The organism is Candidatus Syntrophocurvum alkaliphilum (assembly GCF_009734445.1).
GTDB lineage: Bacteria > Bacillota > Syntrophomonadia > Syntrophomonadales > Syntrophomonadaceae > Syntrophocurvum > Syntrophocurvum alkaliphilum.
This window is the reverse complement of record NZ_CP046457.1, coordinates 1,087,628-1,107,500: the sequence shown is the minus strand read 5'-3', so window position 1 is coordinate 1,107,500 and position 19,873 is coordinate 1,087,628. Positions and strand designations below refer to the sequence as shown.

At 30.3% G+C, this 19,873-nt stretch carries 22 protein-coding genes, 2 rRNA genes and 1 other annotated feature (1 of these 25 only partly in view); of the genes, 21 read left to right on the top strand and 3 right to left on the bottom strand.

The features are described 5' to 3' along the window. The 3 genes from SYNTR_RS05445 to SYNTR_RS05435 form a co-directional block, all read left to right on the top strand. Positions 1 to 51, top strand: a 23S ribosomal RNA gene (locus tag SYNTR_RS05445) (it extends 2,933 nt beyond the left edge of the window). Between the two features lie 203 nt (positions 52 to 254). Then, positions 255 to 369 (top strand): 5S ribosomal RNA (rrf, locus tag SYNTR_RS05440). Positions 370 to 617: 248 nt separating this feature from the next. Then, positions 618 to 1,160 (top strand): hypothetical protein, encoded by a 543-nt coding sequence (locus tag SYNTR_RS05435; protein ID WP_156203577.1) that lies wholly within the window; start codon positions 618 to 620, stop codon positions 1,158 to 1,160. A 51-nt stretch (positions 1,161 to 1,211) separates the two neighbouring features. On the opposite strand, the gene SYNTR_RS05430 is transcribed toward SYNTR_RS05435, so the two are convergent. Both SYNTR_RS05430 and flgG read right to left on the bottom strand, forming a co-directional pair. Beyond that, positions 1,212 to 1,556, bottom strand: coding sequence for a rod-binding protein (locus SYNTR_RS05430; protein WP_156203576.1), 345 nt, complete (start codon positions 1,554 to 1,556; stop codon positions 1,212 to 1,214). A gap of 6 nt (positions 1,557 to 1,562) precedes the next feature. Further along, on the bottom strand, positions 1,563 to 2,348 hold the full coding sequence (flgG, locus tag SYNTR_RS05425; protein ID WP_156203575.1) for a flagellar basal-body rod protein FlgG: 786 nt from the start codon (positions 2,346 to 2,348) through the stop codon (positions 1,563 to 1,565). A 355-nt stretch (positions 2,349 to 2,703) separates the two neighbouring features. Between flgG and SYNTR_RS05420 the strand changes: the two genes are divergently transcribed. Both SYNTR_RS05420 and nrdR read left to right on the top strand, forming a co-directional pair. Beyond that, positions 2,704 to 2,997: a YlmC/YmxH family sporulation protein gene (locus SYNTR_RS05420; RefSeq protein WP_156203574.1), complete on the top strand. Its 294-nt coding sequence runs from the start codon at positions 2,704 to 2,706 to the stop codon at positions 2,995 to 2,997. Positions 2,998 to 3,075: 78 nt separating this feature from the next. Then, positions 3,076 to 3,525: a transcriptional regulator NrdR gene (gene nrdR, locus SYNTR_RS05415; RefSeq protein WP_156203573.1), complete on the top strand. Its 450-nt coding sequence runs from the start codon at positions 3,076 to 3,078 to the stop codon at positions 3,523 to 3,525. Here the strand turns inward: nrdR and SYNTR_RS05410 are convergent, their stop codons facing one another. Further along, positions 3,526 to 4,359, bottom strand: a complete 834-nt coding sequence (locus tag SYNTR_RS05410; protein ID WP_156203572.1) for a hypothetical protein — start codon at positions 4,357 to 4,359, stop codon at positions 3,526 to 3,528. 421 nt (positions 4,360 to 4,780) lie between these two features. On the opposite strand from SYNTR_RS05410, the gene pgeF reads away from it, so the two are divergent. The 16 genes from pgeF (at position 4,781) to SYNTR_RS05330 (ending at position 19,759) form a co-directional block, all read left to right on the top strand. After that, on the top strand, positions 4,781 to 5,599 hold the full coding sequence (gene pgeF / locus SYNTR_RS05405; protein WP_156203571.1) for a peptidoglycan editing factor PgeF: 819 nt from the start codon (positions 4,781 to 4,783) through the stop codon (positions 5,597 to 5,599). 9 nt (positions 5,600 to 5,608) lie between these two features. After that, positions 5,609 to 6,319 (top strand): response regulator, encoded by a 711-nt coding sequence (locus SYNTR_RS05400; protein ID WP_156203570.1) that lies wholly within the window; start codon positions 5,609 to 5,611, stop codon positions 6,317 to 6,319. A gap of 15 nt (positions 6,320 to 6,334) precedes the next feature. After that, complete coding sequence (locus tag SYNTR_RS05395; protein WP_156203569.1) at positions 6,335 to 7,378, top strand: sensor histidine kinase; 1,044 nt, start codon at positions 6,335 to 6,337, stop codon at positions 7,376 to 7,378. A 27-nt stretch (positions 7,379 to 7,405) separates the two neighbouring features. Continuing rightward, positions 7,406 to 8,341, top strand: coding sequence for a biotin/lipoyl attachment domain-containing protein (locus SYNTR_RS05390; RefSeq protein WP_156203568.1), 936 nt, complete (start codon positions 7,406 to 7,408; stop codon positions 8,339 to 8,341). An 8-nt stretch (positions 8,342 to 8,349) separates the two neighbouring features. Next, positions 8,350 to 9,039, top strand: coding sequence for a YggS family pyridoxal phosphate-dependent enzyme (locus tag SYNTR_RS05385; protein WP_156203567.1), 690 nt, complete (start codon positions 8,350 to 8,352; stop codon positions 9,037 to 9,039). 27 nt (positions 9,040 to 9,066) lie between these two features. Next, positions 9,067 to 9,498: a cell division protein SepF gene (locus SYNTR_RS05380; protein WP_156203566.1), complete on the top strand. Its 432-nt coding sequence runs from the start codon at positions 9,067 to 9,069 to the stop codon at positions 9,496 to 9,498. Next, positions 9,491 to 10,294, top strand: a complete 804-nt coding sequence (gene proC, locus SYNTR_RS05375; RefSeq protein ID WP_156203565.1) for a pyrroline-5-carboxylate reductase — start codon at positions 9,491 to 9,493, stop codon at positions 10,292 to 10,294. The genes SYNTR_RS05380 and proC overlap by 8 nt, the downstream gene beginning before the upstream one ends. Positions 10,295 to 10,313: 19 nt before the next feature. After that, positions 10,314 to 10,580, top strand: coding sequence for a YggT family protein (locus SYNTR_RS05370; protein ID WP_320411459.1), 267 nt, complete (start codon positions 10,314 to 10,316; stop codon positions 10,578 to 10,580). Positions 10,581 to 10,591: 11 nt separating this feature from the next. Then, the gene (locus tag SYNTR_RS05365) at positions 10,592 to 12,478 is read left to right on the top strand and encodes a peptidase U32 family protein (protein WP_156203563.1); all 1,887 of its coding nucleotides are present in this window, start codon (positions 10,592 to 10,594) and stop codon (positions 12,476 to 12,478) included. A gap of 26 nt (positions 12,479 to 12,504) precedes the next feature. Continuing rightward, complete coding sequence (locus SYNTR_RS05360) at positions 12,505 to 13,002, top strand: DivIVA domain-containing protein (protein WP_156203562.1); 498 nt, start codon at positions 12,505 to 12,507, stop codon at positions 13,000 to 13,002. A 282-nt stretch (positions 13,003 to 13,284) separates the two neighbouring features. Beyond that, positions 13,285 to 13,881, top strand: a complete 597-nt coding sequence (gene nth / locus SYNTR_RS05355; protein ID WP_243140242.1) for an endonuclease III — start codon at positions 13,285 to 13,287, stop codon at positions 13,879 to 13,881. 122 nt (positions 13,882 to 14,003) lie between these two features. After that, positions 14,004 to 14,216 (top strand) — a binding site (T-box leader). A gap of 53 nt (positions 14,217 to 14,269) precedes the next feature. Then, the gene (gene ileS / locus SYNTR_RS05350; protein WP_156203560.1) at positions 14,270 to 17,044 is read left to right on the top strand and encodes an isoleucine--tRNA ligase; all 2,775 of its coding nucleotides are present in this window, start codon (positions 14,270 to 14,272) and stop codon (positions 17,042 to 17,044) included. A 16-nt stretch (positions 17,045 to 17,060) separates the two neighbouring features. After that, a complete protein-coding gene (locus SYNTR_RS05345; protein WP_156203559.1) occupies positions 17,061 to 17,342 on the top strand; it encodes an ACT domain-containing protein in 282 nt (93 codons plus the stop codon). A 66-nt stretch (positions 17,343 to 17,408) separates the two neighbouring features. Continuing rightward, complete coding sequence (locus tag SYNTR_RS05340; protein WP_156203558.1) at positions 17,409 to 18,785, top strand: PFL family protein; 1,377 nt, start codon at positions 17,409 to 17,411, stop codon at positions 18,783 to 18,785. A 172-nt stretch (positions 18,786 to 18,957) separates the two neighbouring features. Continuing rightward, positions 18,958 to 19,284 (top strand): DUF5665 domain-containing protein, encoded by a 327-nt coding sequence (locus tag SYNTR_RS05335; RefSeq protein ID WP_156203557.1) that lies wholly within the window; start codon positions 18,958 to 18,960, stop codon positions 19,282 to 19,284. A gap of 28 nt (positions 19,285 to 19,312) precedes the next feature. Beyond that, the gene (locus SYNTR_RS05330; protein ID WP_156203556.1) at positions 19,313 to 19,759 is read left to right on the top strand and encodes a TraR/DksA C4-type zinc finger protein; all 447 of its coding nucleotides are present in this window, start codon (positions 19,313 to 19,315) and stop codon (positions 19,757 to 19,759) included. Positions 19,760 to 19,873: the final 114 nt, after the last annotated feature.

Below are 19,873 nucleotides of genomic sequence, written 5' to 3'. Positions count from 1 at the left end.
TGTAGCAATGCATTAAGCTGACCGATACTAATAGATCGAGGGCTTGACCTAAAAATTAAGAACAACCTATCATGTATTGCAGTTTTCAAAGAACTTTAACGCCTCTAGCGAGGCTAATTATTAATTTTTAATTTTTAATTCTTAATTAAGGAAGGCAAACAAATTTGCCTATATATAAAAAGGAAACTACGTTTCCTAACCATAATTAAAAATTAAAAATTGAGAATTCAAAATTAAATAACGAAATGAGATTTCCTGGTGATAATGGCGGAGGGGCCACACCCGTTCCCATCCCGAACACGGTAGTTAAGTCCTCCAGCGCCGATGGTACTGCAGCTCAAGCTGTGGGAGAGTAGGTCGTCGCCAGGTTTTATTTATTTTCTGACCTTTTATGGAGTTTTATGGAGACAGAAGGAAGAGGAAGGAAGCACGGGGACGGTTCTTTTGCTTCCTTTTTAGGAAGCAAAAGAACCGTCCCCGTGCTTCCTTCTCATTCTCATTCTCCTTTTCCTTCTTCCGCGCGTTTTCCTTTTTAATTATTTTAGATGTTTATATATTTTTTTTTAATATATAATAATATTGAAGAAGGCTTTTATTATATATTAAGGAGGAGTTAAGTGAGGATTACTAATGAGTATTTTTTAGGAATATTTTTTATTTTAATTGGTGTTATATTTTTATTGAAATATTTCACAAATATTAATATACCGATATTTAGAACTATAGTAGCATTGATTTTTATTTATGTTGGTGTGATTATATTTATTGGTGGGTTCCAAATCAAAGAAGAGAATTTGGTTTTATTTAGAACTGAAAATATTGAAGTGACTGATAAACAGCCTAGCAAATTAGAGTATAACATTATTTTTTCTAAGGGGAACATTGATTTAACTAATGTAACTATAAATGAAGAAATTGTAGAGGTGGAAATAAATACAGTATTTTCAGATGGTTTAATAAAGATTAATCCTCAAATACCAATGAAAATGGAAATAAGCTCAGCCTTTGCTGGGGTTAACATACCTGATAATACAAATCTAAATTTAGGTGATTATACATACAAAACCCCGGGGTTTAGTGAAGATGAACCTTATGTAAAAGTGAAATCTAGTTCCGTGTTTTCTAGTTTAAGTATTATTGAAGAAGTTGTGAAGGAGTGATTAATAAAAGGGGCAGGCTTGTATTAATCATGCCTGACCCTTTTTTATATATTATATTTTACCACTTAATTGTTTATATAGTATATCTGCAATTCCTATTGAGCCCTGCTTGCTTATTTTCTTAGAATATTCTTCATAAAGCATTGATTCAAAAACATCGAGTCCAAAACTATTTCCCATTAAATCCGTTCTAGGAATAGTTGCACGCATTGAATCAAACATTTTATTTACAAAAACACTTTCTAAATCTTGACAAGCTTTATATAATTCCTTTTTATTATCTTTTTCTATTTCAGTATTTAATAGTTTTTTAAATTCAGATTTTGTATTTTTGCTTTGTGAGTCACTTTGAATATTATTTATTTTTGTATTTATTAAACTAGAATTAATTTTCATTTTCTATTATCTCCTTAAATTAGAAGCAGTTTGTAACATTTCATCAGAAGATTGTATTACTTTTGAGTTAATTTCATATGCTCTTTGAGCAGTTATCATATTTACCATTTCTTCAACAATTTGAACATTGGATGCTTCTAAATAACCAGATTGTAAACTAACTGTTGAATCATCTAGTGGATCCCATAATATAGCTTCACCCGAATTTATTGTTTCTTGATATAAGTTTTCTCCAAGTTTATCTAAACCAGATGGATTTATAAATTTAGCTAATTCTATTTGTCCTGCTTCTATTGGTTGATCATCGTCTGGTATCATATAACTAACGGTACCATCACTTTCAATAGTTATATCGTAAGCCTCTTCTTCAATAAAATCTACTCCTAATAAATAGTGTCCTGCGGAAGTAACTAATTGGCCTTCGGCATCAATTTTGAGTGCACCATCTCTAGTATATAATGGCTCATCATAACCAGGTACTTCTACTTGAAAAAAAGCATTACCGTTGATTGCAATATCGAGTGGATTGTCTGTTGCTTGAAAATTCCCTTGGGTAAATAGGGTATGGGTTGCAGCAGGTTTTACACCAAGACCTACATCAAGTCCAACTGGTTCATTTACATCAAATCCAGCAGCTGGCCTACGAATTGTTTGGTACAAAAGATCTTGAAATTCAACCCTTTGTTTTTTATATGCAGTAGTGTTTACATTAGACATATTGTGTGCAAGTGTGTCTACGTTTAACTGCTGTGCATGCATACCTGTACTAGCAGTATAAAGAGCCCTCATCATATGTATTTGTCCTCCTTAACATTAGCTTTTCGATACTTCAATCGTTCAGTATCGATTGGGCTCCTCGTTAGAGTCCAGCCCTTAATTATATTTAATCTTTGATTATATCGTTAAAAATAACTATAAACTTGAATATATATTTCCCTAATATACTACATTGAACATTTAATATTGGAGAATATGGTTAAAAAATAAATTTAATCTTTAGATTGCTTAAAATATTATATATTTTTGTTGAAATATTTTTTTAAAAGAAACAGAAACATTTTTAACAATTTCTCATAAATTATAAGTAGATGAGTATATTTTAATTTTAGTGTAATTAATATACCACAGTTAGTAGGGGGGGATTTGTGTGGTGAAAATATCTGATATTCGTAATCGAGAAATAATAAATATATTAGATGGAAAGAAACTAGGAAATATTATTGATATAGAATTGGATTTAGAAAACGGCAGGATTTTAGCATTTATACTACCTGGAAGAATGCGAGGGTTTAGTATTTTTTCTAAAAGAGAGGAAGTTGTTGTTCCTTGGGATAAAATAATTAGGATAGGAAGAGATGTTATTTTAGTAGAAGTACCTGTCTATAATGAGATAGATCGGTATAGAGATAATAGATTACCTGACGATGATGATCTTTATTAAGAGTTATTAGTATTGAATTATAATGTTTCATTAGTCATAATAAGGGCATAATTAAAACTATTTAGAAGGTGGTATTAGGTGAAATGCCCGTATTGTAAAGAAATGGAAAACAGAGTCATTGATTCTAGATCAGGTGAAGAAGGAATCTCAATACGAAGAAGAAGAGAATGTGTTTATTGTAGAAGAAGGTTTACCACCTACGAAAGAGTTGAAGAGCGTCCTTTTTTAGTAATAAAAAAGAATGGGATTAGGGAACAATTTAATAGGGAAAAGCTATTAAATGGTGTGACTAAGGCTTGTGAAAAAAGACCTGTTAGTATGGAAAAGATAGAAAAATTAGTTGCAGAACTAGAAGGGGACCTACGAGATAGATATGAACGCGAAGTTAGCAGTTTAATTATCGGCGAAAAAGTTATGGACAAGCTTAATATTTTAGATGAAGTGGCCTATATACGCTTTGCTTCAGTTTATAGACAGTTTACTGATTTAAATAGCTTTATTAAAACAATAGAGCAATTAAAAAAATAGTTAATCATTAAGATAATCATTTAATTCTTCAATAATCATCTTAACAGGGAAAACCTTTTCTTCAACTCTACTTATTGAACGACCGTAATAATACATTCTATCTGAATATCTACCCATATTTCTATTTTTTTTAGGAAGGTCTTCAATTGCAACCCATTTTTGTGCAGATGATTTAGGTAAATGAAATACGTATTTATATTTATCTATTTGTATAACGAATTCAATTAAGGAGTAATATTCTTTTTCTACTGCCTGAATAAAGCACTTAGTACAATAAAGTTCTTTTTGCATATATTTAGTATATGTAATATTAGCTGTACGTGCATTATCTTTACAATCTTCGCATAACCATATTTTCTTTTTATCTGGACCAATTAGATAACTGGTCTTTATTATATTTTTATTATCATTATAAATTTTATTTAAGACTTTATTTTTTAGTTTATAGAGTTTAGAGCTTAAATCTGTTAATGTTTTTGCATAATGATTTAAATGAAATAAATAAAAACAAATTTTTAGCAATTTTGCTTCATGTTCAGGATAATATGCAATTTTTTCTAAATAATTTTCATAATAATTTACAGTCCGTGAAACTTTTTTAAAGTCACATATTGGCCTATTACCTATACTCTTTTTTTTACTTTTTTCATAAATTTCTGCTAATGAAGAGTGTACATCAAGATTATTAACTTCATATTCTGAAAATAAATATTTTATACCTTTATTCGGGTAGTGATTAGTTTTTGATACTGTTAAATAACCATAATTGATTAAGTCATGGACCTGTCTGTTAGTAATATTTAATTTTTTTGCTATTTGGCTTATAGTTAACATAATTTCCCCCTAAAAAAAAGGAATACATAGTCTTTAATGATAAAATTGATTCCACTGCAGAAAGCAACCTTTATGCAAAACTATTTATAATTATTCATCGTTTGCTTTGCAAATATGTTTTGGTAGTGGAATCAATTCTTAATTCTCAATTCTTAATTTTTAATTGAGGTTGGGAAACAAAGTTTCCCTTTATTATTGATATTATATAATATATAGAAAAGCTTTGCTTTTCATCATTAATTAAGAATTAAAAATTTAAAATTCAAAATTGATTCTACTGCGTAGAATAGTATTCATACAAGAGCTTTTATAATTATTCAATGTTTACTTCGATAATAAGGTTTTTGCAGTAGAATCAAAACTAATTTTTAAATTATAGATAACATAATATAATTTTAAAATAAAAAGAAGGGATGGACAAATGCAGCAAGAAAAACTAAAAAACAAGGGTGATATAAAGTACTTAAGTATTGATGATTGGTTGAGTGAAGATCTTGTTATAGCTTTTTCTACTAGAGTAGGAGGTTATAGCTCACATCAATATACTTCACTTAATTTAGGCTTACATGTAGGAGATAATAAAGATCAGGTGATTAATAATCGTAGAAAGTTTTTATCATATTTTGATATTGAATTATCTTCAACTGTTTCATGTGAACAGGTGCATGGTAATAAAATAATTCGTGTTACTGATAAACACAAGGGGTTAGGCGCATATAGTGATGAAAGTTCTTTGCTTGGTTATGATGGTATGATTTGCAATACTCCTAATTTATATTTACTAACTTATTATGCTGATTGTGTTCCTGTTTTTTTCTATGATCCCCAAAATCGTGCAGTTGGATTAGCTCATAGTGGATGGAAAGGAACAATGGGTAATATTGCAGTTGAGACTGTATATGCAATGGAAAAAAACTTTAATTGTCACAGACAGGATATTAAAGTTTATATAGGTCCCGGTATTGCTCGGTGTTGTTTTGAAATTCAAAAAGATTTGGTTGAAAAAGTAAGTGAAAAGTATAATGAAATTAGTGATATAATTCTATTGAAGGATAATAATGGTTATAAATGGGATTTACATAGTACTGTACGTATTATGTTAGAGAAATATGGAGTGTTATCAAAAAATATTATTTGTTCTAGCTTATGTAGCTTTTGTAATTCAGATTTATTCTTTTCTTATAGAAGAGATAGAGGAAGTACTGGAAGAATGACAGCATTAATTGGATTAAGTAATTGAGGTGATATTTTGCCGGATACCAAAATACTTATTGTAGATGACGAAGAATATATTCTTGAATTAGTTAAATTTAATTTAGAAAAAGAAGGTTTTAAAGTTATTACTGCTTATGATGGTGAGACAGCTATTAAACTAGTTGAGGAAAGATTTCCTAATTTAATTATTTTAGATATTATGTTACCAGTAATGGATGGTTTGGAAGTATGTCGAACACTTAAAAGTAATAATGAGTTTAGCTCAATACCGATAATAATGCTCACAGCTAGGGGAGAAGAATTTGATATGGTTTTAGGGCTAGAGATTGGAGCAGATGATTATATTAGAAAACCCTTTAGTCCTAGAGAACTAGTTGCTAGAGTAAAGGCTAGATTGAGAGCATTAAAAATTTTAGAACTAAAACAAGCGTCGGGAGATAAAGTGTTTGTATATAAAGATATAATAATAATACCGGATAAATATGAAGTATTTAAAGGAGAAACAAAACTAGATCTTACACCTAAAGAATTCGATTTATTAAAACTTTTATCAACAAATCAAGGTAAAGTATATACTCGTGAAATTTTACTAGAAAAAGTATGGGGTTATGAGTTTTCAGGTGATACAAGGACTGTAGATGTCCACATTAGACACTTGAGACAAAAACTAAGAGATGATTCTAATAAACCTATATATATTGAAACAGTTAGAGGAGTTGGGTATCGTTTTGCGGATAATTGTTAAGGTGGTATTAGATATATGGAATTAAATACAAAAAAAAGGTTGCAGTCAATTCTTATTAATATTGAAGAAGGAGTTATGGTATTTGACAATAAAGGTAAGGTATTACTAACTAATAAAGCTGCAAGCAATATATTTTTAATTAATTGGGACAAGTTAGTCGGAAAGAACTTATGGGAATTTAGCACTAATCTACCTATAAATAATCTATTAAACGAGGTTCTTGTTAATGGTCGGGAATCTTTTATAGAAACAACAATTCAACCAGATTTTAGAGTGTTTAGAGTTCATATGACTCCATTAAGAAATGAACTAAATGAAATTACTGAAGTGACAGCAATTTTTAGAGATGTTACAAGTAAAAGAAAATTTGAGCAGATGCGATCTGACTTTGTTGCTAACGTTTCGCATGAGTTAAGAACCCCATTAACATCTATTAAGGGGTTTGTAGAGACTTTATTAGATGGAGAAGTTCAAGATAAAGTGTTACTTAGAAAGTTTTTAAACATAATAGATGCAGAGACTAATCGCTTAAATAGACTTATTGATGAGCTTCTTACTTTATCAGCTATAGAGTCCCAGCAAAGAATTGTAAAACAAATGCCAGTATGTATTGGAAGATCTATACGTAATGTTTTGAATATACTAGGTCCGCAAATAAGTGAAAAAAATTTACATATAGAGTACATTTATCCTAACAATCTTCCTTTAATTCATGCTGATGAAGACCTATTAGGTCAGGTATTAATTAATTTAATAGATAATGCAATTAAATATACTTACAATGGTGGAAAAGTAATTATTAGAAGTTTTCCGAAGAATAGTAGAATAATAACCAAAGTTACAGATTCAGGAATGGGTATACCTTCAGAAAGCATTCCAAGAATTTTTGAGCGTTTTTATCGTGTTAATAAAGCACGTTCTAGAAGTAATGGAGATGGAGGAACGGGGCTAGGGTTAGCTATAGTTAAACATATAGTTGAGGCACATGGAGGAGAGGTGTTTGTAGAAAGCGAAATAGGTAAAGGTTCTACATTTGGCTTTAGTATTGTAGCTGTTTAATGATTATGGAGTGGGAGGAGATACTATTTGCCAGTTAGAAATGAACGTGCTTTTAAGAAGCAAAAATATTATATAGTTATTAAAATATGTTTAGTGTTTTTGTTGTTTTTTGGTATTTTATTTGTTTTCTATAAATCTGGAAATTATATTGTTCAAGCGGTAACGAAAAAGTTTATTAATTTCGATATTGCTACCCAAGGAACAGTGCAAGATCATATTTTTACAACTGGAGTAATTATCCAAGAAGAAAATGTTTATTATGCTCCTACTAATGGTAAGTTAGAGAATACTGTTAAAGATTTTACTAGGGTTAGGGCTAATACTAAATTAGGGTATTTTATTAAAAATGGAAGCAGAACACCTTTAGATGCCTCTGTAACCGGAATTTTCACAAAAAATACAGATGGATTAGAATGTTTTTTTAGTTCAGTAGATATACGCTCAGTTAGCCAAAAAATTTTTGATCATAATGTTAACATGGAAGATAATTTTGCAAATATTTATTATAAAAATGATCCAGTTTTTAAGATAGTTAATAATTTAAAACCACATAAAATTTTAATCAAGATTCCAGAATCTAAAATTGATACACTTGATAAAGGTAGTAGGATTAGAGTTATACATGATGATATAGATTATGGTATAGCAGTTGTTGAAGAAATACATAAAGGTTCTAATGCATTTATGTTATTAAAAATGTCTGGTTTTTTTGAAAATTTAGTAAATAAAAGATATTTTGATGTAGAATTAGTTTATAATCAGTATACAGGGTATATTATTCCAAATAATGCATTAATTGAAAAAAACGGAGAAATTGGCTTATATTGCATTCGAGGTGAAAGGACTCGTTTTGTACCTGTAGAAATAATACAGAAAAATGACAATGTTTTGGTTGTTGATGGTTTAAGAACTAATGATATGTATATAACAAACCCTAATGTATATTTACGTATAAAAAAATAGGTGATATTATGGAAAAATTAGATAAAATTCAAAATAATTTAAATATAATACAAAATAATATAGCTAAAGCTGCATTGAAAAGTGGCAGGCATTATGAAGATATAACTCTTGTTGCTGTAACTAAATCAGTAGATATTGAAATTGCTAAATTAGTATATGATTTAGGCATAAAAAATCTCGGTGAAAATAGAGTTCAAGAGTTTAAAAAAAAGATTAATAAAATTGAAAACGCAAACTGGCACATGATTGGTCGATTGCAAACCAATAAAGTAAAAGATGTTGTAGGCAATGTAACTCTGATTCATTCTTTAGATAGGTGGAATCTAGCTGAGGAATTAAATAAACGAGCAAAATTATTAGAAGTTGACGTATCAGTATTACTTCAGATAAATGTAGCTGAAGAAGAACAAAAAGCAGGTATAAAAATTGATGATGCCAAACACTTTTTAGAATCAATAAGTCAGCTTTCGAATTTGAAAATTAATGGCTTAATGACAATGGCTCCAATAATGGAAAATCCAGAAGGAACAAGACCTATTTTTAGTGAATTATACCAATTAAGAGAAAAATTAAAAAATCAATCTTTTCCTAACGTAGACTTAAAATATCTTTCTATGGGAATGACGCAAGATTATCAAATAGCGATTGAAGAAGGAGCTAATATTATTCGAGTCGGAAGCGCTTTGTTTGAGTTGTAATTTGTATATATAAAGGAGGAAAGGCATATGACAGTTATTGATAAGTTCTGGAATATGATTGGAGTACAAAATGAAGTTGAAGAAGAAATTCTTGAATTTCCAACTGATGAAGAGGAAAACCGAAATAATAACAATATAGTTAGTATACATACCAATAAAACTATGAAGGTTATAGTATGTGAGCCAGAAAGTTTTGATGAAGTGCAGGTTTTGGCTGATCATATCAAAAACCGTAAACAAGTAATTATCAATTTTGAAAAAACTGCACCAGAAGTATCGCAGCGAATTATTGATTTTATTAGTGGTGCTACTTATTCAGTAGAAGGCAAAAGCCAACAAGTTGGTAAAAGTATTTTTATTTTCACACCAAGTAATTTTGAAATTGCAACAGATCATCGATCACTAATGCAAAAGCATAAAATTAATACTAGAGTATTTGAGGTGAAAAATAGTGAATAAAAAGATAGGAGTTATCGGCTGTGGCAAAATGGCTTATGCTATTTTAAAAGGTATAACGTCTAATATGGATAATAAATATGACTTATATGTAAGTGATATAGATAAGGAAAAAATTAATAATTTTGTAGAAGACTTTGGTGCTATATCATCTACTAATAAAGAAGTTGCTGAACAAGCTGAAATTATATTCTTAGCTGTTAAACCTACACAGATACAGGATGTAATTATTTCTCTGAATACTTTTTTTAATGATAATCAGGTTATAGTATCTGTTGCTGCGGGAATAAGTGTTTCTAAATTAGAAGAAAATCTTACTGAAAATATACCTGTGTTGAGAGTAATGCCTAATACTCCATCATTACTAATGCAAGGAGTAGCAGCAATTTCACCTGGTACATATGTAGATGATTATCACATAGATATGGTAAGAGGTATTTTTGATAATTTAGGCTTTTGCATTTCAATTGATGAAAAATATATGGATAGTATTACTGCTGTTTCAGGTAGTGGTCCTGCTTATGTATATCTGGTCATAGAATCAATGATAAATGCTGCAATAAACGTGGGGTTAGATAGTTCGCTAGCTAGAGAACTTGTATTGAATACTTTTAAAGGAAGTATTGCAATGATTGAACAAACTGAACTTCATCCAGCAGAGTTAAGACAGCAGGTAATGTCTCCTGGCGGTACTACAGTTGCTGGGGTACGACAATTAGAAGAAAATGGTATAAGAAAAGCCTTTTTTGATGCTATTGAACAAGCTCATAATAGATCAATAGAATTAGGTAAAAAGTAAATAATAGGGAGGAATTTTTTTGGGTCAAATTATAGCATTAGTTGATATTGCTTTTAACTTACTTATTTGGTTAATTATAGCTCGAGCTATTTTATCGTTTGTAAACCATAATCCATATCAACCAATTATTAGATTTATATATGATGTAACAGAACCTATAATGAAGCCTTTTAGAAGATTAATGCCTACTGCTGGTGGCATTGATTTTTCGCCAATAATTGCAATTTTAGCTGTACAACTAGTCAGAATGTTAGTATTGGATATATTATCTAGGATACATTTTTAAAGGGGTTTTAAATGATAAATAACGACATAGAATTGCTTGCTCCTTGTGGAAAATTTGAAATGCTACAGGATATCATAAACGCAGGTGCTGATGCTGTATATGTTGGTGGGAAGCGTTTTAATATGAGAATGCTAAAACCTGATTTTAATTTTAGTGATGAGGAGCTAATAAAAGCAAAATCATATCTTAATTCAGTAAATAAAAATATTTACATAACTATTAATAATCTTTATAACGATAATGAGTTAGAGGATTTAAAGTCATATTTGTATTTTTTGGAAGATATAAATGTAGATGCTATTATCATACAGGATTTAGGTATATTAAATTTGCACAAAGAGTTAGGATTAACTATTCCTGTACATGCTAGTGTTCAAATGGGAGTTGCCAACTCAAAAGCCGTAAATTTATTGGAAGAATACGATGTAAGTAGAGTTATTCTTTCTAAAAATGTAAATCTTGAAGAGATAAAAGCTATAACAAAAAATACTAAATTAGGTATCGAATATTTCGTGCATGGAGATATGTGTATTTCTCATGCAGGTAAATGCTATATTAGCAGTTATGTTACAGGTGAAAGTGGCAATAGAGGTAGATGCTGTAAACCTTGTCGATGGCCGTTTAAGATGAAAGGTACAGACTATGAATTAAAATATCACTTAGCACACAATGATTTATGTTTATTTCCTTATATTAAAGAACTAATAGAAGCTGGAGTCTTTTCATTTAAGATAGAAGGTCGCATGAGGGATGCTGGTTATATTTCTCATTTAGTAAGTACATACAGAACGGCTATAGATAAATCTTTAAACAATATAGATATTAGTTTAGAAGATTATAATAAATCATTGCTTGAAAATAGAATTAGAAATTTTACAACTGGCAACTTATTTTCTAGACCTGACAGTAATTCCATAGGGTTAACTGGCGAAAGAGAGCCGTTTTTTCCTTCAAAACCAATGCATTTAAGTAGGCTAAATCAGCATAATTACAGTGATTATAACATTAAAAATGTTAAACAGGTGCCTGAATTAACTGTTAAAATCGGTAATTTATCTACTTTTAAAAATCTTTTAAATACTGATATAGACAATATTATAATTAATACGGATAAAATTAGACAAACTGACAATTGGACATTATCTGAGATTGAATATGCATTAGAGATGGCTCAAGAAACAAATAAAAATGTATTACTTGAAACACCATTTATAATTACCGAAGAAGATCTTAATGTAGTAAAGAAATTAACAACTATATCTAATTTAGAAAAATTAAAAGGTTTGATAGTAAATGATTTAGGTGTTATTAAGCTTTTTAGGGATTTTAGGATACCATTTTGGAGTGGATATTTTCTCAATGTAGCTAATTCACAATCGGAACATTTTTTAAAAAAGAATGGTTTTGAAAAAATAACAGCATCATTAGAAATAGGATTTGAAAGCTTAAATAACATGATAACTAATGGGGTAGACTTAGAAATATTAGCTCATGGACCATTGTATGCCATGGTAACCGATTATTGTTTATCAAAATCATTGATCACAGAAGACCAATATACTTGTAATAACCATTGTAAAGATGCAAATATTTCTTTAAGTGACGAATATAATCAAGATTATAAGATAATAACTGATTATAGATGCAGAAATTATTTGGTTTATCCTTATGAATATACAATTTTTAATTACCTTCCTAAATTAGCAACTATGGGAGTTTCTTCAATTAGAATAGACGGTCAATTGTATGAAGAAGGTTTTCTTTTAGATGTTGTTAACATTTATAAAGATGCTCTTAAGGATATTCAATTAGAAAAATGGAACCAGCAGGAAAATTACCTAAAATTGTTACAAATGTTCCCACAAGGATTAACTGATTTACCGGCTATAAATAAATAACTTTTCTGTATGGGGGGTCTTATAAAATGATAACAGCAATGGAGATTAGAAACCAACAGTTTAGTAAAGCTGTAAGAGGTTATAAAGAGGATGAAGTTAAAAACTTTCTATACCAATTAGCACAAGATTATGAAGCCTTATATAGTGAAAATGTAAAATTAAGAGAAGAAATGCAGCGAGTAGAATATGAAATAGAAAAATATCGCAAAATAGAGGAAACAATGAATAATAGTCTGGTCTTAGCACAACAAACTGCTGAAGAAGTTAAAAATAATGCTCAAAAGGAAGCAGATTTAATTTTAGAAAATTCAAAAAGAAAAATTGCAGAAACTCTTATGATATACCAAGAAATTATAAAAAGGTTAAACTTATTTAATGCTGAATTAAAATCGCAGGTTAATGGTCAATTAGAGTTGTTAGAGAAAAATGAAAAAAAAGTTGAAGAATTATCAAACTTTTTTTATGCCAAAGATATTAAAGATGTTTTAGAAAAACTTGAAAAGGCTACATTAGTAGAAAACTAATTAATTTTTAAAACAAATTATTGATTTAACTGCAAAAAACTAAATTTAGACTATGGAATCGGCTGAGCAAACATCCTTGCTACTTAAGGACTTAAGTTAGCTCAGCCTTAAGTTTTTTGTAATTACTTTTTGCAGCAGAATCAATTTTTAATTTCAAGTTTTTACTATTACTTTGTACAATATAACCCATTTTGTGCAATCAATATATAGTTTTTGCCAAAAACATAAATTTAATAATCTTATAATTATTTTAGGTGAGTTATGAAAAATTCGATAGAAATTATGAATACTTTAGAAAATGAGTACCCTTTAGCTGGTACAGAACTTGAATATTCCAATCTTTTTGAATTATTAATATCCATAGTCTTATCAGCTCAAAGTACAGATTTTCAAGTAAATCGTGTTACAAAAAGACTTTTTAAAAGGTTTAAGGGAGTTGATGACTTTGCTAACGCAAACATTAACGAGTTAGAAAACCTTATAAAAGGTGTAGGAATATATAAAAATAAGGCAAAAAACATTAAACACCTTGCGATTATTTTACGAGATAAATATAATGGCAATATTCCTAATGATTTTAATGAACTAATCAAACTACCAGGGGTTGGACGAAAGACTGCTAATGTATTATTATCAGTTGGATTTAATTATCCTGCATTAGGTGTAGATACTCATGTTCAAAGAGTTTCTAATCGTTTAGGGCTAGTCAAAGAAAAAAACCCAGAAAAAACCGAACTAATGTTAAAGCACATATTTCCAAGAGAAAACTGGACAAAAATTCATCATTTACTTATACATCATGGACGTAAAGTTTGTAAAGCGAAAAACCCTGATTGTTTAAACTGTGTTTTGAACAATTTATGTAGTAAAATAATATAATATTTATAAAAAGCTCTAATATGGTAATAATATACAATAAATATTTAAAAGATAAATAGATATTGTTGTTTTGATTTTACCAATATGCTAAAATAATAACGATTTTACAATATTTAATATTTTTAAGGGCTAAGATCAGGAGAGTAGACAATTTTAGCAATCACAGAGAGTCTGGAGTTGGTGCGAGCCAGACATTGTTATTTTGTACGAAAATCACCTGTGAGCTTTCATAGCTGAATTATAGTAGGTTAGAACGTTTGCTTGCGTTAAAAGCAATAAAGTGGCATCTATATGCTATTAGGGTGGTACCGCGGAACATACCTTTCGTCCCTTTGGATGAAAGGTTTTTGTTAATTATAAATAAAAATTGGTGAGGTGGTTTTATCAAATGGCAAAGGGTAAATATGATTCAACATTAAATCTTCCTAAAACTGATTTTCCTATGAGAGCTAATCTTCCTACACGGGAGCCGGAAACAACAGAATTCTGGGAAAATAACAAAATATATGAAAAACTACAACAAAAAAATGAAGCAAAACCTACATTTATTTTGCATGATGGTCCTCCATATGCTAATGGTGATATACATTTAGGTCATACGCTAAATAAAGTTTTAAAGGATATTATTGTAAGACAACGCTCTTTAAATGGGTATAATGCTCCATATGTTCCCGGCTGGGATACGCATGGTTTACCAATTGAACAACAAGCTATTAAAAATATGGGGTTAGATAGAAATAAAACGGATGTAGTTGAATTTAGACAACATTGCAAAGATTATGCATTAAAGTATGTTGATATACAAAAAGATCAGTTTAAACGTTTAGGTGTTATTGGGGATTGGGATAACCCTTATATTACACTTAATCCTGAATTTGAATCTGTCCAAGTCAAAGTTTTTGGTGAAATGGCTAGTCAAGGTTATATTTACAAAGGATTAAAACCAGTATATTGGTGTGGTGATTGTGAAACAGCTTTAGCTGAAGCAGAAGTAGAATATAATGACAAGGTTTCACCGTCTATTTTTGTGAAGTTCCCTGTTACTGATGGTAAGGAGGTAATTCCTTCTGATTCTTATATTTTAATTTGGACAACTACTCCTTGGACGATACCAGCAAATACTGGAATAAGTGTTAATCCTGAATTAGATTATGTAGTATGTAATGTTAATGATGAAAAATATGTATTTGCTAAAGGACTTTTAGAAAGATTAGTTGAGGAATTTGAGTGGAGCAATGTAGAAATAATTTCAGAGCTAAAGGGTGAATTGTTAGAACTAGTAGTTTGTAAACATCCTATATTCAATAGAGATTCATTAGTGATTTTAGGTGACCATGTTAATCTAGATGCAGGTACTGGATGTGTTCATACAGCACCTGGTCATGGTGAAGATGATTTTTTTGTTGGACAAAAATATGACTTGCCAGTTATTTCTCCGGTTGATAATGGTGGATTATTTACGGATGAGGCTTATCAATTTGCTGGCTTATACGTTCAAGATGCTAATGCAAAGATAATAAGCGAACTAGAAGATCTAAATATGCTTGTAAATAAATCGAATATGAAACATCAATATCCTTTCTGCTGGAGATGTAAACATCCTATTATTTTCAGAGCTACAGAACAATGGTTTGCTTCAATTGATGGTTTTAGAGAGAATGCATTAAACGCTATTGATTCAGTGCAATGGATACCAGCATGGGGTAGAGAGCGTATATATAATATGGTTAGAGACCGTGGTGATTGGTGTATTTCTAGACAACGTACTTGGGGTGTACCTATTCCTATATTTTATTGTAATGACTGTGGTGAAAGTATAGTTAATAATGATACTATAGCTCATATTAGTGATTTATTTGCTAAACACGGTTCTGATATATGGTTTGAAAAAAATGCCAATGATCTTGTGCCTACAAATTTAAAATGTGACTGTGGTAATAACAATTTCCGCAAGGAAACAGATATTATGGATGTATGGTTTGATTCAGGTTCAAGTCATATGGCTGTATTAGAAACAACTGAAGGCTTAAGCTGGCCTGCTGATCTTTATTTAGAGGGAAGTGACCAACATAGAGGCTGGTTTAACTCGTCCTTATCAACTGCTGTAGCTGTTAAAGGAACTGCTCCATATAGAAGTGTTTTAACTCATGGTTTTGTTGTAGATGAAAAAGGACGCAAAATGTCTAAATCCTTAGGAAATGTTATAGATCCATTGAAAATGATCGACCAAATGGGAGCGGATATTTTAAGATTATGGGTTGCTTCAGCTGATTATAGAAGTGATGTTGCAGTATCAAAAAATATTATTAAACAATGTGCAGAAGCTTATCGTAAAATTAGAAATACCTGTAGATTTATTTTAGGAAATATATCTGACTTCGATCCTAACAATGATAAAGTGCCCTATGAACAGTTAACTGATTTAGATAAATGGGCATTGTTAAAAATGGATAAATTGAATAGAAGAGTAACTAAAGCGTTTGACAACTATGAGTTCCATGTTGTATTTCATTCAGTACATAACTTTTGTACAATCGACTTAAGTAACCTATATTTTGATGTATTAAAAGATAAGTTATACTGTTCACATCCTAATGATCCTGAGAGAAGAGCAGCTCAAACAGTATTGCATGAGCTAATAACAAACTTAGTTATTCTACTAACACCAATATTAGCTTTTACAACAGAAGAAATTTGGAGATATCTGCGTAAAGAAAATGATGTGGAGAGTATATTATTGTTAGATTGGCCGGAAGCAAATGATGGTTATATAAATAATGAATTAGAAAATACTATGGACAAAGTATTTGATGCTAGAGAAGTTGTTACTAAGGCTTTAGAAGAAGCTAGAAATAAAAAAGTTATTGGTCATTCATTAGGGGCTTGGGTTGGTATATATGCAGATAATGAGTGGTATAATATTCTTTCACAGATAAATAATTTAGAAAAGATACTTATTACATCGAGAGCTGAATTAGATATAGCTGAAAACCGCCCTGACAATTCTGTAGCATTAGAGGATGTATCAGGATTATGGGTATCTGTAAAACCAGCAGAAGGTGAAAAATGTGAGCGTTGTTGGATTATTAGTGTTACAGTAGGTGAAAATAATGAACATCCTACATTATGTAATAGATGTTCAACCGTTATAGAACAACTTTAAGTTTAGGGGGAGTAAAGTGCAAGAGGGCAATAAACTTATTATTAGTGTTTTAGGTCATGATAAAGTAGGTATTATCGCTAAAATATCTACTGTTTTAGCTGATAATCAAATTAATATATTAGATATAAGTCAAACTATACTTCAAGGTTTTTTTACTATGGTAATGGTAGTTGATGTATCTAATAGTAAAATAGACGTAGCTGAGCTTCGGAATATTTTAAGAGAGAAAGGTAAAGAAATGAATTTAGAAATTACTGTACAACATGAGGATGTCTTTAAATTTATGCACAGAATTTAAATAATTGTTAGCTTAGTAAAGGGAGATGGTGTCTCCCTTTTGTTTGTTTAAGGAGGTTTAAGAAATATGTCATTTGCAACGTTTTCAATAACAAAAGATGAAATTTTAGAAACAGTAAATATGATATCTACGGAAAACCTAGATATAAGAACTATTACAATGGGAATAAATATACAAGATAGCCGCAGGGAAACAGGGGAAAAGACTGCAAAACAAATATATGAAAAAATAGTACGTCAAGCTAATGATTTGGTAAAAGTAGGAGATAATATAGAAAAAGAATATGGAATACCCATTATTAATAAGAGAATTTCAGTTACACCAGTAGCCCTTATAGGGAATGGCTTTAATAAAGATGATATGTTAAAACTAGGTTTTGCATTAGATAAAGCAGCACAAGAGGTTGGAGTTAATTTTATAGGTGGATTTTCAGCACTAGTACATAAAGGTTTTACTAATGGAGATTTAGCTCTGATTGATGCTATACCTCAAATACTTGATGAAGGAGAAAGAGTATGTTCATCTATAAATATTGGTAATACCAAGTCGGGAATTAATATGGATGCGGTTTATCGTATGGGGAAAATTATAAAAGAAACGGCAGAACAAACTGGTGACCGAGATGGGTTAGGATGCGCAAAGCTTGTGGTGTTTTGTAATGCAGTTGAAGATAACCCTTTTATGGCGGGAGCATTTCATGGTCCAGGAGAACCTGAATCTACAATTAATATTGGCATAAGTGGACCAGGTGTGGTTTTAAATGCTGTTAAGAAACACCCAGAATTAGATTTAGGTGGTTTAGCAAATATAATAAAAAATACTGCTTTTAAAATAACGCGAACAGGTGAACTTGTTGGTCGTGTGGCATCCGAAAGATTAGGAGTACCATTTGGCATAGTTGACCTTTCTCTTGCTCCAACTCCTGCAATAGGAGATAGTGTTGCTGATATTTTAGAAGCTATGGGATTAGGAAAAGTAGGAACTCATGGTTCAACTGCTGCTTTAGCATTATTAAATGATGCTGTTAAAAAAGGTGGAGCAATGGCTTCTTCATATGTTGGTGGTTTATCAGGAGCTTTTATACCTGTAAGTGAAGATGCAGGAATGATAGATGCAGTTTTACAAGGCTCATTAACTATCGATAAATTAGAGGCAATGACTTGTGTATGTTCAGTTGGCTTAGATATGATAGCTATTCCAGGAGATACGCCTGCCCATACAATTAGTGCAATTATAGCAGATGAAGCAGCTATAGGCATGATAAATAGGAAAACTACTGCAGTAAGAATAATACCCGCACCTGGGAAAAATGTTGGTGATTGGGTTGAATTTGGGGGCTTATTAGGTAGAGCACCTATTATAAAGCTTAATGATTTTTCACCTGAAAAATTTATTAATCGTCAAGGCAGAATTCCTGCTCCTATTCAAGCTTTAAATAATTAAATAAAACTTTGATTCTGTGTGGTGAATGATCACAGCTAAGTATAAATGAAAAATCAACTTTTAAATGTGTAGTATGTATTAATATTTAATTACCAAAAAAATGGTTGTTAAAAGAAATGGTATTGATAAATACTTATTTAGGTATACTAAGTAACAATTAGGGAGGGAACATATGAAACGCGGTTCAGAAAAATCAGATAACTCTCAATTCCAAGGTGAAGTTATAAACAAACTTTATGATAAAGTTCAAGAGCTATCTGAGTCAATGGAGAAAATGCGATTAGCAGAGTACGTTCATATGTTAGAAAACCCAACTAGACTTATTTATATTAACTTTTTATTAGGGTTAGCTCGAGGTTTTGGAATGGCCATAGGATTTACTATACTTGCAGCTTTGTTTGTATATTTTTTGCAAAAGTTAGTTGTATTAAATATGCCGTTAATAGGCGATTTTATAGCAGAATTAGTACAAATTGTACAACAACAAATGCAAACTTAAGGCACTAATATTATAAAGGGGTGTTTTAATGGACTACAAAACTAATTTATTAAATAAAAAGCAACAACTTGAACAATTAATAAAACAAAAACATGAAGACTTAATGATACCTGTGTCCGAAAACACTAATGAATTATCTATCTATGATCAACATACAGCAGATATGGCAACAGAGTTATTTGAAAGAGAAAAAGATAGTGGGTTGTTAGAAATGCTTGAGATTGAGTTGGAAAAGGTAGATGATGCACTTGCTAGAGCTAATAGTGGAAATTATGGAGTATGTGAACTTTGTGGACATCAAATTGAACAAAGAAGATTAGAGCGAGCAGTAAATACTACACTTTGCATTAATTGTGCATATAAGACTCAAGATAAATTTACTAGACCTGCTGAAGAAGACATTACGCAATCTGGCGCAATGAGTGATAGAGGTGAGACATTTCAGATATCAGGATATGAATTTTATGAAGAATAAGCTAAATAAAACTGTGATTTATTGAGTTAGAAGCCTCTAGAAAAAGCAGATTATACCAAATAATTAACACACAAATTATAAGTGGTTAGGTGTTTGTTGTACTTAAAAACAAAA

Bases quoted from the DNA above. Each gene is read 5' to 3' on its own strand.
- SYNTR_RS05430 (WP_156203576.1), bottom strand. From the start codon at position 1,556: ATGAAAATTAATTCTAGTTTAATAAATACAAAAATAAATAATATTCAA.
- SYNTR_RS05395 (WP_156203569.1), top strand. From the start codon at position 6,335: ATGGAATTAAATACAAAAAAAAGGTTGCAGTCAATTCTTATTAATATT.
- SYNTR_RS05360 (WP_156203562.1), top strand. From the start codon at position 12,505: ATGATAACAGCAATGGAGATTAGAAACCAACAGTTTAGTAAAGCTGTA.
- SYNTR_RS05330 (WP_156203556.1), top strand. From the start codon at position 19,313: ATGGACTACAAAACTAATTTATTAAATAAAAAGCAACAACTTGAACAA.
- ileS (WP_156203560.1), top strand. From the start codon at position 14,270: ATGGCAAAGGGTAAATATGATTCAACATTAAATCTTCCTAAAACTGAT.
- SYNTR_RS05340 (WP_156203558.1), top strand. From the start codon at position 17,409: ATGTCATTTGCAACGTTTTCAATAACAAAAGATGAAATTTTAGAAACA.
- SYNTR_RS05335 (WP_156203557.1), top strand. From the start codon at position 18,958: ATGAAACGCGGTTCAGAAAAATCAGATAACTCTCAATTCCAAGGTGAA.
- nth (WP_243140242.1), top strand. From the start codon at position 13,285: ATGAATACTTTAGAAAATGAGTACCCTTTAGCTGGTACAGAACTTGAA.
- SYNTR_RS05365 (WP_156203563.1), top strand. From the start codon at position 10,592: ATGATAAATAACGACATAGAATTGCTTGCTCCTTGTGGAAAATTTGAA.
- SYNTR_RS05410 (WP_156203572.1), bottom strand. From the start codon at position 4,359: ATGTTAACTATAAGCCAAATAGCAAAAAAATTAAATATTACTAACAGA.
- SYNTR_RS05380 (WP_156203566.1), top strand. From the start codon at position 9,067: ATGACAGTTATTGATAAGTTCTGGAATATGATTGGAGTACAAAATGAA.
- SYNTR_RS05385 (WP_156203567.1), top strand. From the start codon at position 8,350: ATGGAAAAATTAGATAAAATTCAAAATAATTTAAATATAATACAAAAT.
- pgeF (WP_156203571.1), top strand. From the start codon at position 4,781: ATGCAGCAAGAAAAACTAAAAAACAAGGGTGATATAAAGTACTTAAGT.
- flgG (WP_156203575.1), bottom strand. From the start codon at position 2,348: ATGATGAGGGCTCTTTATACTGCTAGTACAGGTATGCATGCACAGCAG.